Source organism: Vibrio sp. THAF64, from assembly GCF_009363455.1.
Taxonomy (GTDB): domain Bacteria; phylum Pseudomonadota; class Gammaproteobacteria; order Enterobacterales; family Vibrionaceae; genus Vibrio; species Vibrio coralliilyticus.
Map to the genome: position 1 here is coordinate 742,599 of NZ_CP045356.1, position 13,791 is coordinate 756,389.

Below are 13,791 nucleotides of genomic sequence, written 5' to 3' on the forward strand. Positions count from 1 at the left end.
CTTAGCTGGCTCCTTTTTGCTTCCTTTTGAGTGGCCTATGGCACACCATGACCTTTAGAGGCTACCCAAACGCGATACCATTGCTCACGAGTGAGCTCAATGTCCATCGCTTCAACAGCGCTTTTCACGCGTTCAATTTTTCCTGAACCAATAATAGGCAGAGGTCGTGATGGCAGTCTATTTACCCATGCGTAGATCACTTGATCAATACTCTGCGCACCTACTTCACATCGGATTGCTTCTAGCTCATCACGAACACGTTGTGCCTGCTCGGTTGCACCAGTAAAGATGCTCCCGCCGCCGAGACAAGACCACGCCATTGGTCGCACGCGCTTCATTTGAAGCTGATCTAACGTACCATCATGGGCAACTTCAAAATTCAATGGATTGATTTCAACCTGGTTAGTAACGAGCGGTTTGGCCACACGAGATTGTAGAAGATCAAACTGACTTGGAGTGAAGTTAGACACGCCAAAGTGCTTCACTTTGCCAACTTTGTGTAATTCATTAAACGCATCAGCCACTTCATCCGCATCCATCAGTACATCAGGTCTATGGATAAGCAAGACATCAATTTGCTCGATGTTCAGACGTGCAAGCGAATTGTTAACAGATTCATAAATATGCCCCGCACTGGTGTCATAGTGGTTCACCTTGCGTTGAGGAAATTTGTCAGTACAGAGGTTAATATCACACTTAGTGACGATCTCAATCTCATCACGGACGGCAGGATCTAACTTTAACGCTTCACCAAATAGAGCTTCACATTCGTAATTGCCGTAGATATCGGCATGGTCGACTGTTGTAACACCTAACTCAATATGTTGCTTGAGAAACGACAATCTTTGCTGAGGCGTCATACCCCATTCTGCAAGGCGCCAGTAACCCTGAACCAGTTGAGAAAACTCCGGGCCTTGCGGCGCAATTGTGACTTTAGACACCATCACTTACCTCCTAATAAAAACTGCCTTTACAGTATTCTTGTTTAATTCAATGCTCAACGTATACTGACAACAAATTCGAACCAGAGTACGAAAAATTGAGTTTCTCCGAACGGCTAAAACAATTGATTGGTGAGGAGTCGGTTTCTGGTTTTGCTCGCCGAGTAGAACTTTCAGAAGCCCTGATTCGCAAATACCTCAACGGGAGTGAACCGAGTTTGTCGAAAGCTAATCAGATAGCCATGAAAGCCAACTGTTCACTTGAATGGCTGGCTACTGGCTGCGGGTATCTATATAGACAAGCTGAAGTGGTCGACATGGACGCCTATATAATGGCCTATCGACACGTCAATGGCTTTGAGCCAAAAGACCACGAACCACACCGCCATGTCATTGCAGGCTATCAATATCTACGAGGTCACAAGAAAGCCGATGGCTACCTGGATGAATCTGCCATGGTGCAATTTTTAAACCTCCAGATAAAGGCACAACGCTGAAACTGTCATTCGTACAACATAAAGGATGACTGCTGTGATTTTGAGCAAATTTTGGGGCGTAGATTAGGGGAATGATGTCAGCTTGAGGTAATCCGTTTAACCTTGTTTAAAAAACAATCAAGGAATGAACGTGAAGCAAACACATGTATCTCTTGCTGTGCTGACTGCCCTAATCAGTTCAGCAAGTATAGCCGCGCCGACTCTCACCATTTCAACCACCACCACAAGTCGGGATTTCCCTTTAAGCGCATCGGATCCATTGGTCCTGCCACTCAAAAAAGAAACTTATCAAGTCAGTATATCGGGGATTGATGGTACGTGCCCATCAGTAGCAGAACAGAAAGTTAAGTTTCGTAAACCACTGAGCCTCAATTGCAGCAGCGACACTGAATTATCGGTCAAAATTCGCTTCAGTGGTGATTACTCATTTGCCTACGATGAGGGCCAACACACGATCACGATAGCTCGAGAAACTAAGAAAGTGGCAGCCAAGAAGTTTACCCGATCTATCCCTGATGTCGTTTGCGAGCAATACAAAGGTGGAGAGGTGACACTTTCTTTAGGTGGCACCTTCACTGATGGTACTCAATTAAGAGAAGTATTTTCAAATCAACTCGTTACCGTGCAAAACGACCAAGTCAGATTAAAGCCCTCCCCGAACAGTGGTGGACTTGTTCTACTTGAACAGGCCGACGCCAGCGCCTCCTCTGCGCAATTCGACTATCGAAACGCCAATATCTATTTCGCCATGGTGGATCGATTCAACAACGGAGATACATCCAATGACCAAAGCTATGGCCGAAAGAAAGATGGCAAACAAGAGATCGGCACCTTTCATGGAGGGGATCTTAAAGGACTAACCGAAAAGCTCGACTATATTCAAAGCCTTGGCACTGACGTGATCTGGCTTTCTCCTATCGTAGAGCAAGTCCACGGCTTTGTCGGTGGTGGAGAGAAAGGCAGTTTTCCATTCTATAGCTACCATGGTTACTGGACTCGTGATTTCACCAAAATCGATCAGAACTTTGGTAATGAAGAGGATCTAAAGCAGCTGGTCACAGAGGCTCACAAACGCGGTATGCGTATCTTCCTAGACGCCGTGGTCAATCATTCGGGTTACTCGACACTGGCAGACTTACAGTTCGACAACATAAACGTTGTTAACACCGATAATATGCCCGATAAGTGGCAAGACTGGGCACCCAAATCAGGGCAGAACTGGCATAGCTTTAATGATTCCGTTGATTACACGAGTTCTAACTGGCATCAGTGGTGGGGTAAAGACTGGGTTCGTGCAGGTCTGCCAGGCTACAGCAAACCCGGCTCAAGCGACATCACCATGACACTAGCCGGCTTACCTGATTTTTTGACCGAGTCTGAGCAGCACGTTACGCCACCAAAATGGTTACTCAACAATCCAGGAACCCGCGTTCAAATACGCGAAAGCTACACTGTATCCGACTATCTCATCGAGTGGCAAACAGACTGGGTCAAACGATTTGGTATTGATGGTTTTCGAGTTGATACCGTTAAGCACGTTGAAGGAGATGTGTGGAAACGGTTGAAAAACGAGGCAACAAAGAGCCTTGAGCAATGGCGTGCCAATGATAATCAGATCGGACAACCTTTCTGGATGATGGGTGAAGTCTGGGGTCATTCTGCTTACCGCTCTCCTTATGCTGACCAAGGTTTCGATGCGCTAATCAACTTTGATATGCAGAAGAAACTCGACAAAGGCGCTGCTTGTCTGAGCCAAATGCAGGAGACCTATCAAAACTACGCCGATTCAATGCAAGAAACGCCAGATTTTACCCCTGTCAGCTACATGTCTTCACACGACACAGAACTGTTTTTCAGTCGTTTCAACTCGATTGAGATGCAGCGTAACGCCGCCAACGCTTTATTACTTAGCCCCGGCGCTGTTCAGGTTTACTACGGTGATGAAGTGGGAAGAGATTTAGGCCCCTATGCTGATGACTTCCATCAGGGCACTCGCTCAGACATGCTGTGGGAGCTAAGCAAAGAGCGCCAACAACTTCTCAAGCACTGGCAAACGTTAGGCCAGTTCCGTCAATCCCACCCAGCAATAGGAGCTGGTATACACAAAGAAATTGGCAACAATTCAGCCTATGTTTTCTCTCGGAGTTTGGAAGGCGACACGGTTGTTGTAGGTTTCGTTGGTAAATAAATACACAAGGGCTCTCTGCCGAGAGCCCTTGTTCAAATTAGTCAGATTAAGGTTCGTAGTTTGGATTCATCAATGAATATCGATATTGCTGATCTTTCTGCCCTTCAGCCGCAATATAAAGTAAGAACAGCCCTGTATGACCGATACCACATTTGAGATCGCAAGGGACTTCGTAATCTAGCTTCAAGGTAGGAGACGGCGGCGTAGTATCAACCTTCGCATCATTCGGGTCTTGATTCATCACATTGCGCGAGTCATCGTACTTGGGCAGAGTGTAAATAAACAAATCACTCTCGCTTTGGGCCGCGTGAGTCCATGGGGATAAAGCCAAGCATAGTATGACAGTCCAGATAGTCGTTGACGTTCGCTTCATGAATCATTGGGGTCGATAAGTTTGATTTCCATAATATATTAAACAGTGTTCAATTAAACCCCTAAAACGAAAAAAGCTCCCGACTTGGGAGCTTTTCTTACAAATAAGAAATAGGTTATTTGTTACGACGAGCTTCTACAGCATCGGCTAACTGACGAAGAACCTTTTCAGTATCTTCCCAACCAATACACGCATCAGTGATAGACTGACCGTAAGTTGGAGCTTGACCATCAACAAGATCTTGACGACCTTCAACAAGATGCGACTCAATCATTACACCAAAAATAGCATCTTCACCTGCAGAAATTTGGCCCGCTACATCTTCCGAAACCAACATCTGACGCTGGTACTGCTTCGAGCTGTTCGCATGACTAAAGTCGATCATCACCTTCTGAGGCAGACCTGACGCTTCAAGTTCAGATTTAATAGCACCAACATGTTCAGCACTGTAGTTAGGCTCTTTACCACCACGTAGGATGATGTGGCAGTCTGGGTTACCAGCAGTTTCAACGATTGCTGAGTGACCGTACTTCGTGACTGACAAGAAGTGGTGAGAAGCACTCGCACTGCGGATTGCATCTGATGCAATTTTGATGTTGCCATCAGTGCCGTTTTTGAAGCCGACTGGGCAAGAGATACCAGAAGCCAGTTCACGGTGTACCTGAGACTCAGTTGTACGTGCGCCGATAGCACCCCAGCTGATTAAGTCTGCAACGTACTGCGGAGTGATCATATCAAGGAATTCACTTGCCGTTGGTAGGCCAAGATCAGTTAGATCCAGCAGCAACTTACGACCCATGCGCAGACCGTCGTTGATCTTAAACGTGTCGTTCAGGTACGGGTCATTAATCAGGCCTTTCCAACCCACAGTTGTACGTGGCTTCTCAAAGTAAACTCGCATCACGACTTCTAGGCGGTCACCCAGCTCATCACGCAATACTTTCAAACGCTTACCGTATTCGATTGCTGCTTCAGGATCGTGAATAGAACAAGGACCAACGATAACCAGCAGGCGGTCATCATCGCCGTTTAAAATCTTAGAGATTGCTTCACGAGAGCGAAAAGTCGTTGAAGACGCAGTTTCAGTCGCCGGAAACTTCTCTAAAACAGCCACTGGCGGTAATAATTCTTTTACTTTGCTAATTCGTACATCATCAGTCTGGAACATTGCTTACGTCTTCCTATTTCTCTTAGCTTGAACACCGCACCAAAAATTAGTGGTGCATAAATGCTCTATTTTGTTTTTCATCTTCCCTGTAACTTATCTATCAAAAACGATGCTTGCAACCACTTTTTAAACCAAAAGGCAATATTTCTTCTATTTTTACATTTTACACCGCATGTAAAATTTAAATTACATACGATAAAGAGTGAGCAATATCAGGCTTTCTAGCTCTATTTGAACCACATGAGATGCAATATCTTCTTGATATTGTTAAGGTGGAAATACAAATAAATGCATATAAAGAATCGGCATGAGCGCCATCGATTTTACACACGTCAGCAAGTGGTACGGCCAATTTCAGGCACTGAAGAATATTAGCCTCTCAGTACAGAGAGGAGAGAGGTTAGTCGTTTGTGGCCCTTCTGGTTCTGGAAAGTCGACTTTAATTCGAACCGTTAACGGGTTGGAAACCATCTCAAATGGCAATATTCAAGTACTCGGCCAGCCTTTGACCTCTGTCTCACCGGGAAAAGTCGGCATGGTTTTTCAGCATTTTAATCTTTTTCCTCACTTAACCGTATTAGAGAACCTGACGCTGGCACCGATGCGCACATTGAAGCAGTCGAAACAACAAGCTATCGATACAGCCATGCACTTTCTAGATCGCGTCAACATCACGGAACAGGCAAACAAATATCCCGTTCAATTGTCTGGCGGGCAGCAGCAGCGTGTCGCGATTGCACGCTCTTTGTGTATGAAGCCCGAGATTTTGTTGTTTGACGAGCCAACCTCCGCTTTAGATCCAGAGACCATCAAAGAAGTTTTGGAAGTCATGACAGATTTAGCTACAGATGGCATGACAATGATATGCGTAACACATGAAATGGGCTTTGCCCGAAAGGTGGCCGATAGAGTGATATTTATGGATCAGGGAGAAATACTCGAAATGGCTACTCCTGAGCAATTGTTCAGTACGCCGCAACACCCTAGAACACAACAGTTTCTGGAGCAAATCCTGAGCCACCAATGATTAGCCGAATTTTAAAGCCCGTTTTGTCCGCCTTCGCTCAAATCCTAATACTAGGTTTAGGGCTGTGGTGGCTGCTGGATTCGGGTGCGAAAGCAATAGATTACCAATGGCAATGGCACCGAGTACCTGACTATATCGCCTTCTATGAAGATGGTGAGTGGTGGCCTGCTGAACTGCTCGAAGGCTTGTGGGTCACTATCAAGATATCGGCATGGAGCCTATTGTTTACTCTGCTGATTGGAATGCTGACGGCTTTGCTTAAGCTTTCTCAGTCTGTTGTAGGTCGAACCATCGCAAATACTTATATTGAGCTGATTCGCAATACGCCGCTTCTGGTTCAGATATACCTTTTATATTTCGTCTTTGGGCCTGTGATCGGCCTTGATAGATTCGCGACTGCGATTTTGGCGCTCTCACTTTTCCAGGGTGCCTACACCGCTGAGATTTTTCGTGGAGGCCTGAACAGCATCCCTAAAGGTCAGTTTGAGGCTGCTCGCTCCCTTGGACTCAGCCCTTTCTCTACCTACTACGACGTTATCTTCCCGCAATTACTGCAAAGAACGTTACCGCCTTTGACCAATGAAGTGGTTTCTCTGGTTAAGAATTCATCAATTGTCAGCGTAATGGCCATATTCGACCTGACGACAGAAGGAAGAAACATTGTTTCGGAAACCGCTATGCCATTTGAAATTTGGTTTAGCGTGGCAGCGATATATCTTTTGCTCACACTGTCACTCTCGGGAATCTCCGCTTGGCTAGAACACAAACTTGGCGCCCAATGGCGTGCTCAATAATAAGGAAATCAAATGAAACACTTAGGACAAAAGATTCGTTCGTTGAGAGCTTTCAAGCAAGCGATTACCGCTTTGCTTGGGCTAGCAGTAGCGCTACCAACGCTCGCCAGTGAAACCCCAAATTTGGATAAGATTAACGAGCGCGGCACCTTACGCGTCGGAATGTCGACCTTTGTCCCATGGGCAATGCGCGACAAGCAAGGGGATTTAATCGGCTTCGAAATCGATGTAGCTGAACGTCTTGCCGCGGATTCTGGCTGGAAAGTCGAATTTGTACCCACCGCTTGGGATGGCATTATTCCAGCGCTTCTGGCGAAAAAATTTGATGTCATTATTGGCGGCATGAGCGTGACTCCCGAACGCTCTAAGAGTGTCTTATTTACCACTCCTTATTCACACTCTGGTGTTCAGGTGGCTGCCAATAAAGAACTGGCTTCAGGCTTTTCTGAAATGAGCGATTTCAATTCTCGACGCGTTAAAATCGCTGCACGCCGTGGCGCCTTCACGGTACAAGTCGCTCGAGAGGCTTTTCCGAAAGCTAAGATTCTTCAGTTCGACGATGATGCTCAAGCATTTCAGGAAGTCCTCAATGGTAACGCTCACGCTGTGATTGCTTCTAGCCCTAAACCTGAACATGAAGCTGTGAAGAATGCCGACAAACTGTTTATCCCGTTTAATGAGCGCCTGTCTAAGGGCAACGAGGCTTTCGCCGTTCGTCTTGGTGAAAGCGACAAACAAGCCTTCTTCGACCAATGGATACAAGCCCGTACCGAGGATGGCTGGCTTGAGCAAAGATACGAGTACTGGTTCGCGACGCTCGACTGGCAGCAGCAAGTTGCAACGGGCCAATAACCACGTTTCTTAAACCCAGAATGATTGATGAGACATAAAGATTAGCAGGACGTTAGGTGAATAAATCGAATTTACTGACCGCCAGTCAGGACAGAAAACCCAGCTTAAGCTTCAATAAGCTAGATTTGGTTTTATTGCTTGCTTTAGCTGTGTTTGGATTCTGGCTTTACCAACGTGCTTCTATCGGAGTGAATTACACTTGGCGATGGAGCGAAGCATTCACGCTGATCTTTACTTCACGCTCTGATGGGTCGTTGCCCTACTTCATTCAGGGTGTGATCTCGACATTACGGCTCAGTGTTTGGGGAATGCTACTGGCACTAACCCTGGGAACACTCATTGGTGTAGCTAGGCATTCTTCCATTTACGTATTTCGTTCACTGGCCAATGTGTATATTCAGTTAATCCGAAATATTCCCCCGCTGGTCTTTGTGTTTATCTTCTACTTTTTTATCTCAAATCAGCTCATTCCCGCTATCGGGTTGGAAGGAGTTCTAAGGGAGAACTCCGGAGATGCGAATGCGTTGCAGTCGATGTTGTTCGGGCCTAAGTCCCTATGGGAAAATCTACTGTCTGGCGTACTTTGTGTCGGGATCCTTTCCTCTGCCTATGTTGCTGAAATAGTACGTTCAGGTTTGGCTGGCATAGCAAAAGGACAATGGGAAGCGGCGGACGCATTAGGGCTGTCCACTTGGGCTAAGTACCGCTTGGTAATCGCCCCTCAGGTATTAGCCGCAATTACTCCTGCACTTGCCGGACAAGCCATTTCATTAGTCAAAGATACCTCGATTGTGTCACTGATTTCGATTCAAGAAATGACTTTCGTTGGCACAGAGATGGCAAACTCCTCCGGTCTTATCTTTGAAATTTGGCTAATTGTAGGCGCCACTTACCTGATATTTTGCCTGACGCTTTCCGCCTTGTTTAAAAGGCTTGAGCGTCATTCATTAAAACATCAAGCAAATGGCTAGACAGGTACTTCTCTCAAATCAAATAGTGCTCGGCTAATAGCGCTGAGAACAGCAACATCAGGTGCCAAATAGAGAACTTAAATGTTTTGATGGCTTGCTTCTCGTCAGTACCAAATTTCAGCTTCCAAGCGTGATAGACAAACAGCGCAGACAGTATTGTTACGGAGGCTAGGTAGAAGACTCCTGCCATCCCAACCAACACAGGGAACAGGCAAACGATAAGTAATAATACGGTGTAAAGCAGTATTGATGTTTTCGTATATTCCTCACCGTGCGTGACAGGCAGCATTGGTATATCGGCTTTGGCATAATCCTCTTTGCGATGAATCGCTAATGCCCAAAAATGCGGAGGGGTCCATATAAAGATAATCATCACAAGCAGCCAGGCATTAGCATGCATTTCACCTGTGACAGCCGTCCAACCAAGTAACGGCGGCATCGCACCAGCAATCCCCGCAATGACGATGTTTTGTGGCGTAGCGCGCTTTAAGTACATGGTGTAGATAACGGCATAGCCCAGCAAACTGGCAAAAGTCAGCCAAGCTGTCAACGCATTAACCCAGACATACAAGACCACAAATCCGGCGAGCCCGATTCCAGTGGCGAACGCAAACACATTGCGCACATTGAGTTCACCCGACGGCAGAGGTCGCTTGTATGTTCGAGCCATAACCGCATCAATTCGTCGGTCAATCAGGTGGTTAAATGCCGCAGCAGAACCTGCCATCAAAGCAATCCCCAACATACCAAGAATTGATTGTTGAACAGGTAGTGATCCTGGCACCGCTAAACACATTCCGACCAGAGCGGTAAGCAGCATTAAAGCAACCACCTTCGGCTTAGTCAGAGTGAGGTAGGTTCGCCATAATGATCGGTCTTGTTCAGAGATGTGACTGATAGAATTACTCATCGCGAACTCTCCTTACGAAAAAATCGAGTGGAATGGGCATTAGCAGTGACTTTCTGCCGCAGCAGATAATTGACATGGAGGACTGAAAGCAGCAACAAAGCAGCGACTAGGTTATGCGCAACCGCCACCACAAGAGGTAAGCTAAGTAAGACATTAGCAATACCTAAGCTGATTTGTAGAATCAGCAACACACCCACTTTGAAAGCGGCACTTGTTAGCTTAGGATTTCTGGCACATAGCAACGCACAAAGTAAACTGATGGACAACAGAGCCACCAGCACAGCACCAAATCGGTGCGTTACATGAATCGTCATGCGAGCGCCATAGTCTAACGTGCCAAACTCGTAGGTTTCTTGCTTGGGTTGTATCAACTGAAAAGCGCGGTCAAAATCCAGATGCTCTGTCCAGTTCCCTTCACATACCGGTAAACTTGTACACATTAGGGCGGCATAGTTGGATGATGTCCAGCCGCCCAAGGCTATTTGAATAACAACAAAACACAAAGTGACAGGGGCGAGAAACTTTAGCCAACCAGATACATGAGGGACGGCTTCAATATGTGACTTGCGATCAAGTAGCCGCCAATACAGAAGCGCAAGTAGACAAAACAGTGTAAACCCTCCAAGAAGGTGCCCCATCACCACCAGTGGCATCAACTTCATGGTTACCGTCCACATACCCAAGAGCGCCTGAAAAACCACCACTAAAGAGATAACAATCGGCAGGCCATAAGGCAACGACTTCTCTTTAATCACTCGAAATGAAATAGCAAACACCAATAAACCCAGCGTGCCCGCAAAATAGCGGTGGATCATTTCCAGCCAAGCTTTATTCGCTTCAACAGTGAGCTCTGGATACAAGGATTTTGCCAGTGCTATTTCTTTTTGATCGTTAGGTACGGTCAACTGGCCATAACATCCCGGCCAATCGGGACATCCTAGTCCAGCGTCAGCCAATCGGGTATAGGCACCAAGCATGATGACAATGAACGTCAATACGAGACTTAGGCGAACTAAATTGGTCAATCCCATAACCAAACTCCTTCCCTGCTGTTAGCCTACTCTTGATAACTTAAGTAGTTTCCTTAAGTCCGCTAGTACATCTTTGCTTTGGCGGACCAAATCGTCTTGTGATTCCACTTTGGGATAACGCATCACCAATTGGCCCAATGGGTCGACAATGACGTACTCAAAGTCAGACACAACCTGATGGAAGGCTTGATTCACTTTGATGGCTTCAAACCCACCCTTTTCCAATACCGATGTATCACTGAGCTCAGAGACAAGCAGCACAGGCGCGACTCGGCTCTGATATTTGCCCAGCGCTAAATGACTTTGACCTAGCAAGTACACTTGCTTTTGACAGAATTCATCACATTGCTGCGGAATTAAGTACCCCAATTGCCATTGCTCGCTTGCATAAGGGTTGCTGATTCCAAGTCCATCAAAACTTTGCTTTGGTTCAATCAATTCGCCTTTGTTCGTCACGCCAGATTCATACCAATGATTGGCGAGAAATGTCTTAGCAATGACTGCGGGCAAAGCAAACATTAGTACCAAGGCAACCAGAATGATTCTGCCTCTTGTAACTGGATTAGCCATCCTGACCTCCTTGTTTTAATGCTCTGATAAAAACCCAACCACTCAACAACACGAGAGCCACGGCCATACTAAACCACTGAACGGCATATCCTGTGTGTTTAGCGGAACCCAGCGGGACAGGTTTCCAAGGCTGCCCATAGGGCCAATCTGACGTGCGGGGCTGTAAAATGTAAGGCTCTATTGGGTGCTGCCAATATTGTTCAAGTTCAGCAATATTGAGATTTTGAATTCGATGCGGAACACCCGGCTCAATATACAGCTCATCACTCAGCGGGTTCGAAGAGCGCTGGTAAACTCTCGCTTCTGATATCAGTGGGCTGTTCAGCCAGTCAACGCTGGGCAAGTTGCCTCGCTGGCCCTTTGAAGGAATAAAGCCGCGTTCCACCAAAACCGCACGATCACCCCCAAACTCCATAAGCTGATAAGCCAAATAACCAACTTCACCTTGATAGGTTTGATTATCGAGCAATAGGTACTTGCCCTCGATAGGCCATAGTTCAGCGGTAACCCGCATGCCTGTAAGGTAGCGGGTCTCGGTAACGTTTAGCTGAGTAATATCGATTGCAGGGGCCTGTTCTCGTGCATCCAAAAACCGCTCCATTTGCTGCTTTTCTTCAGCTCTCGATAGTTGCCACAAGCCTAAGTTGACCAAAATAGAAAAGGCAACCACAGTTAATAACAGACCAACCCAAAACGAGTACGACTTCATCTGAACTGATAAGGAAGACTTTATGGTATTCATCTTCAAATCGCTGTTGGTAGTGTTACTACTGTTTATCATCGTAAACCTCGCAAGAGCGATGCTCGAAATGGTGAAAGGGCCTCAGCCTGAAAGTGATGAGGAGCCTCGCCAAGATAAGCCTATGAGTTATTACCTTGGCCGACGGGTGTTCCTCTCTGCACTTGCCGTTGTGTTATTGATCGCCGCCCTTCTTACAGGTTTTATTGAACCTAATGTTCGTCCTTACTAAGGGCGAACACACCTACAGCACATAAACAAAAACAAACAGACATAGCCAAACCACATCGACAAAGTGCCAGTACCAGCTGCCTGCCTGAAACGCGAAGTGATCCTTAGGAGTAAAATGATCTTTTGCCACACGGGCGAGCAGTATGATTAGGAACGTTGTCCCTAAGAAAACGTGCATACCGTGAAAGCCGGTTAATAAGAAGAAAGTGTTGCCATATATTCCGGATTGCAGCGTAAGATTCAGGTCCTGATAAGCATGGGCATACTCAACACCTTGGTAATAAAGGAAAAATCCAGCCAGAACAATCGTAATTTCTAGCCATACAATGAGCGCCATACGTTTGTTCTGCTCAAGACTCGTATGGGCCATATGCAAAGTGATAGAGGAAGTCAGAAGAATCAGGGTGTTAATCAGCGGAATCCCCTGCCATCCCATCGCCGTCGTTGTGACACCATCAGGTGTGGTCGTCAGTGGCCAAAGTGCTTCAAACGCGGGCCACAAAACTTCATGAGTCATCGCGTTATTACTCGCGCCACCCAACCAAGGCACTGAGATCATGCGCGCATAAAACAGTGCTCCGAAAAAGGCGCCAAAGAACATCACTTCAGAGAAGATGAACCAACTCATTCCTTGCCTGAAGGAGCGAGAAATTTGCTCAGAATACTTACCTGTCATCGACTCGGTAATCACATTGCTAAACCAACCCGCAAACATGTAGAGCAGGAACAGGAATCCAGCCAGAAGAATCAACTTACCGAAGATACTGCCTTCTCCACCTTCGGCCATGTTCTGCACCGTGATCCCCGCGCCAACCGCGATAAGAAACAGCGCAACCGCTCCGACAATTGGCCAGCTGCTTTGAGCCGGAACATAATATGATTGATGTTTTGAACTCATGGCTTAGCTCCTTGCTGTGTGAGGTCGCCACTCGGTTCCATTCGTGCTACTTCAACGGGTTGAGGAACCTTATCCGTAATGTCGTAGAGGGTATACGACAGCGTTAATGTATGAATCGACTCTGGAATATCTGGCTCAATGTAGAAGATCAAAGGCATTTCGGCCTTCGCCAGGCTTTCCAGTGGTTGGTGATTAAAGCAGAAACATTCAATTTTGTTGAAATACGACGCGCCCATACCCGGAGACACTGAAGGAACAGCCTGACCGATAGTTGCTATGGATGACTGGTTTGTTGCTATGTAGGCCGTCTGAATCACTTCTCCGGGATGCACATCCATTGACTGTTGCTTAGGTTCAAACAACCAAGGCATACCCTGATTTCTGTGTGCCATAAACTCAACTCGAATAAGACGTGATGTGTCAGGAACCATACCCTGTGGCTGTAGCGCAGACTCAGTATTTGTTTTTCCGTTGATTCCTAAAGCCTCGCACATCACGTCATATAACGGGACAAGCGCAAAACCAAAGCCAAACATTGCCACCACTGCTGCCAGCAGCTTCAAGGTTAATTTGTTATTGGATTGCTGTTGTCCATCCATAG

16 protein-coding genes are annotated in these 13,791 nt (G+C 46.5%); 7 read left to right on the top strand and 9 right to left on the bottom strand.

Features of this window, described 5'->3' with window-relative positions; all coding sequences use genetic code 11:
* Nucleotides 1-35: 35 nt before the first annotated feature.
* Complete coding sequence (locus FIU99_RS19890; protein WP_006960402.1) at nt 36-944, bottom strand: aldo/keto reductase family oxidoreductase; 909 nt, start codon at nt 942-944, stop codon at nt 36-38.
* A gap of 95 nt (nt 945-1,039) precedes the next feature.
* On the opposite strand from FIU99_RS19890, the gene FIU99_RS19895 reads away from it, so the two are divergent.
* Nucleotides 1,040-1,438: a helix-turn-helix transcriptional regulator gene (locus FIU99_RS19895; protein WP_172855162.1), complete on the top strand. Its 399-nt coding sequence runs from the start codon at nt 1,040-1,042 to the stop codon at nt 1,436-1,438.
* Between the two features lie 124 nt (nt 1,439-1,562).
* Nucleotides 1,563-3,626: an alpha-amylase gene (locus tag FIU99_RS19900; RefSeq protein WP_039951911.1), complete on the top strand. Its 2,064-nt coding sequence runs from the start codon at nt 1,563-1,565 to the stop codon at nt 3,624-3,626.
* A gap of 46 nt (nt 3,627-3,672) precedes the next feature.
* On the opposite strand, the gene FIU99_RS19905 is transcribed toward FIU99_RS19900, so the two are convergent.
* On the bottom strand, nt 3,673-3,912 hold the full coding sequence (locus FIU99_RS19905; RefSeq protein ID WP_006960399.1) for a hypothetical protein: 240 nt from the start codon (nt 3,910-3,912) through the stop codon (nt 3,673-3,675).
* A gap of 202 nt (nt 3,913-4,114) precedes the next feature.
* Entirely contained in the window at nt 4,115-5,167 is a 1,053-nt protein-coding gene (gene aroG, locus FIU99_RS19910; RefSeq protein ID WP_006960398.1) for a 3-deoxy-7-phosphoheptulonate synthase AroG, read from the bottom strand.
* 307 nt (nt 5,168-5,474) lie between these two features.
* Between aroG and FIU99_RS19915 the strand changes: the two genes are divergently transcribed.
* From FIU99_RS19915 to FIU99_RS19930, 4 genes are read left to right on the top strand one after another with little or no spacing between them, the layout of a single operon-like run.
* Nucleotides 5,475-6,194 (top strand): amino acid ABC transporter ATP-binding protein, encoded by a 720-nt coding sequence (locus FIU99_RS19915; protein WP_006960397.1) that lies wholly within the window; start codon nt 5,475-5,477, stop codon nt 6,192-6,194.
* Complete coding sequence (locus FIU99_RS19920; RefSeq protein WP_006960396.1) at nt 6,191-6,988, top strand: amino acid ABC transporter permease; 798 nt, start codon at nt 6,191-6,193, stop codon at nt 6,986-6,988. Before FIU99_RS19915 ends, FIU99_RS19920 begins: the two co-directional genes overlap by 4 nt.
* Nucleotides 6,989-7,030: 42 nt before the next feature.
* Nucleotides 7,031-7,840: a transporter substrate-binding domain-containing protein gene (locus tag FIU99_RS19925; protein ID WP_031343191.1), complete on the top strand. Its 810-nt coding sequence runs from the start codon at nt 7,031-7,033 to the stop codon at nt 7,838-7,840.
* Between the two features lie 56 nt (nt 7,841-7,896).
* The gene (locus tag FIU99_RS19930) at nt 7,897-8,811 is read left to right on the top strand and encodes an amino acid ABC transporter permease (RefSeq protein ID WP_006960394.1); all 915 of its coding nucleotides are present in this window, start codon (nt 7,897-7,899) and stop codon (nt 8,809-8,811) included.
* Between the two features lie 13 nt (nt 8,812-8,824).
* On the opposite strand, the gene cyoE is transcribed toward FIU99_RS19930, so the two are convergent.
* Genes cyoE through FIU99_RS19950 form a run of 4 tightly spaced genes read right to left on the bottom strand, consistent with a single transcriptional unit; the run spans nt 8,825 to nt 12,064 of the window.
* Nucleotides 8,825-9,721: a heme o synthase gene (gene cyoE / locus FIU99_RS19935; RefSeq protein ID WP_006960393.1), complete on the bottom strand. Its 897-nt coding sequence runs from the start codon at nt 9,719-9,721 to the stop codon at nt 8,825-8,827.
* A complete protein-coding gene (locus FIU99_RS19940; RefSeq protein ID WP_006960392.1) occupies nt 9,718-10,752 on the bottom strand; it encodes a heme A synthase in 1,035 nt (344 codons plus the stop codon). Before FIU99_RS19940 ends, cyoE begins: the two co-directional genes overlap by 4 nt.
* Before the next feature lie 21 nt (nt 10,753-10,773).
* Nucleotides 10,774-11,322, bottom strand: a complete 549-nt coding sequence (locus FIU99_RS19945) for a hypothetical protein (RefSeq protein ID WP_006960391.1) — start codon at nt 11,320-11,322, stop codon at nt 10,774-10,776.
* Nucleotides 11,315-12,064, bottom strand: a complete 750-nt coding sequence (locus tag FIU99_RS19950; protein WP_039951909.1) for an SURF1 family protein — start codon at nt 12,062-12,064, stop codon at nt 11,315-11,317. The genes FIU99_RS19945 and FIU99_RS19950 overlap by 8 nt, the downstream gene beginning before the upstream one ends.
* Here FIU99_RS19950 and FIU99_RS19955 point away from each other — a divergent pair.
* Complete coding sequence (locus FIU99_RS19955; RefSeq protein ID WP_006960389.1) at nt 12,054-12,293, top strand: DUF2909 domain-containing protein; 240 nt, start codon at nt 12,054-12,056, stop codon at nt 12,291-12,293. The genes FIU99_RS19950 and FIU99_RS19955 overlap by 11 nt on opposite strands.
* A gap of 12 nt (nt 12,294-12,305) precedes the next feature.
* On the opposite strand, the gene FIU99_RS19960 is transcribed toward FIU99_RS19955, so the two are convergent.
* Nucleotides 12,306-13,190 (bottom strand): cytochrome c oxidase subunit 3, encoded by an 885-nt coding sequence (locus FIU99_RS19960; protein ID WP_006960388.1) that lies wholly within the window; start codon nt 13,188-13,190, stop codon nt 12,306-12,308.
* Nucleotides 13,187-13,789 carry a cytochrome c oxidase assembly protein gene (locus FIU99_RS19965; RefSeq protein WP_006960387.1) on the bottom strand — a complete coding sequence of 201 codons (603 nt, stop codon included), beginning with the start codon at nt 13,787-13,789 and terminating at the stop codon, nt 13,187-13,189. The genes FIU99_RS19960 and FIU99_RS19965 overlap by 4 nt, the downstream gene beginning before the upstream one ends.
* Nucleotides 13,790-13,791 lie beyond the last annotated feature (2 nt).

Coding starts and splice junctions, on each gene's coding strand:
- FIU99_RS19945 (WP_006960391.1), bottom strand. CDS start 11,322: ATGGCTAATCCAGTTACAAGAGGCAGAATCATTCTGGTTGCCTTGGTA.
- FIU99_RS19965 (WP_006960387.1), bottom strand. CDS start 13,789: ATGGATGGACAACAGCAATCCAATAACAAATTAACCTTGAAGCTGCTG.
- FIU99_RS19950 (WP_039951909.1), bottom strand. CDS start 12,064: ATGAATACCATAAAGTCTTCCTTATCAGTTCAGATGAAGTCGTACTCG.
- FIU99_RS19900 (WP_039951911.1), top strand. CDS start 1,563: ATGAACGTGAAGCAAACACATGTATCTCTTGCTGTGCTGACTGCCCTA.
- FIU99_RS19915 (WP_006960397.1), top strand. CDS start 5,475: ATGAGCGCCATCGATTTTACACACGTCAGCAAGTGGTACGGCCAATTT.
- FIU99_RS19940 (WP_006960392.1), bottom strand. CDS start 10,752: ATGGGATTGACCAATTTAGTTCGCCTAAGTCTCGTATTGACGTTCATT.
- FIU99_RS19890 (WP_006960402.1), bottom strand. CDS start 944: ATGGTGTCTAAAGTCACAATTGCGCCGCAAGGCCCGGAGTTTTCTCAA.
- FIU99_RS19920 (WP_006960396.1), top strand. CDS start 6,191: ATGATTAGCCGAATTTTAAAGCCCGTTTTGTCCGCCTTCGCTCAAATC.
- aroG (WP_006960398.1), bottom strand. CDS start 5,167: ATGTTCCAGACTGATGATGTACGAATTAGCAAAGTAAAAGAATTATTA.
- FIU99_RS19960 (WP_006960388.1), bottom strand. CDS start 13,190: ATGAGTTCAAAACATCAATCATATTATGTTCCGGCTCAAAGCAGCTGG.
- FIU99_RS19955 (WP_006960389.1), top strand. CDS start 12,054: ATGGTATTCATCTTCAAATCGCTGTTGGTAGTGTTACTACTGTTTATC.
- cyoE (WP_006960393.1), bottom strand. CDS start 9,721: ATGAGTAATTCTATCAGTCACATCTCTGAACAAGACCGATCATTATGG.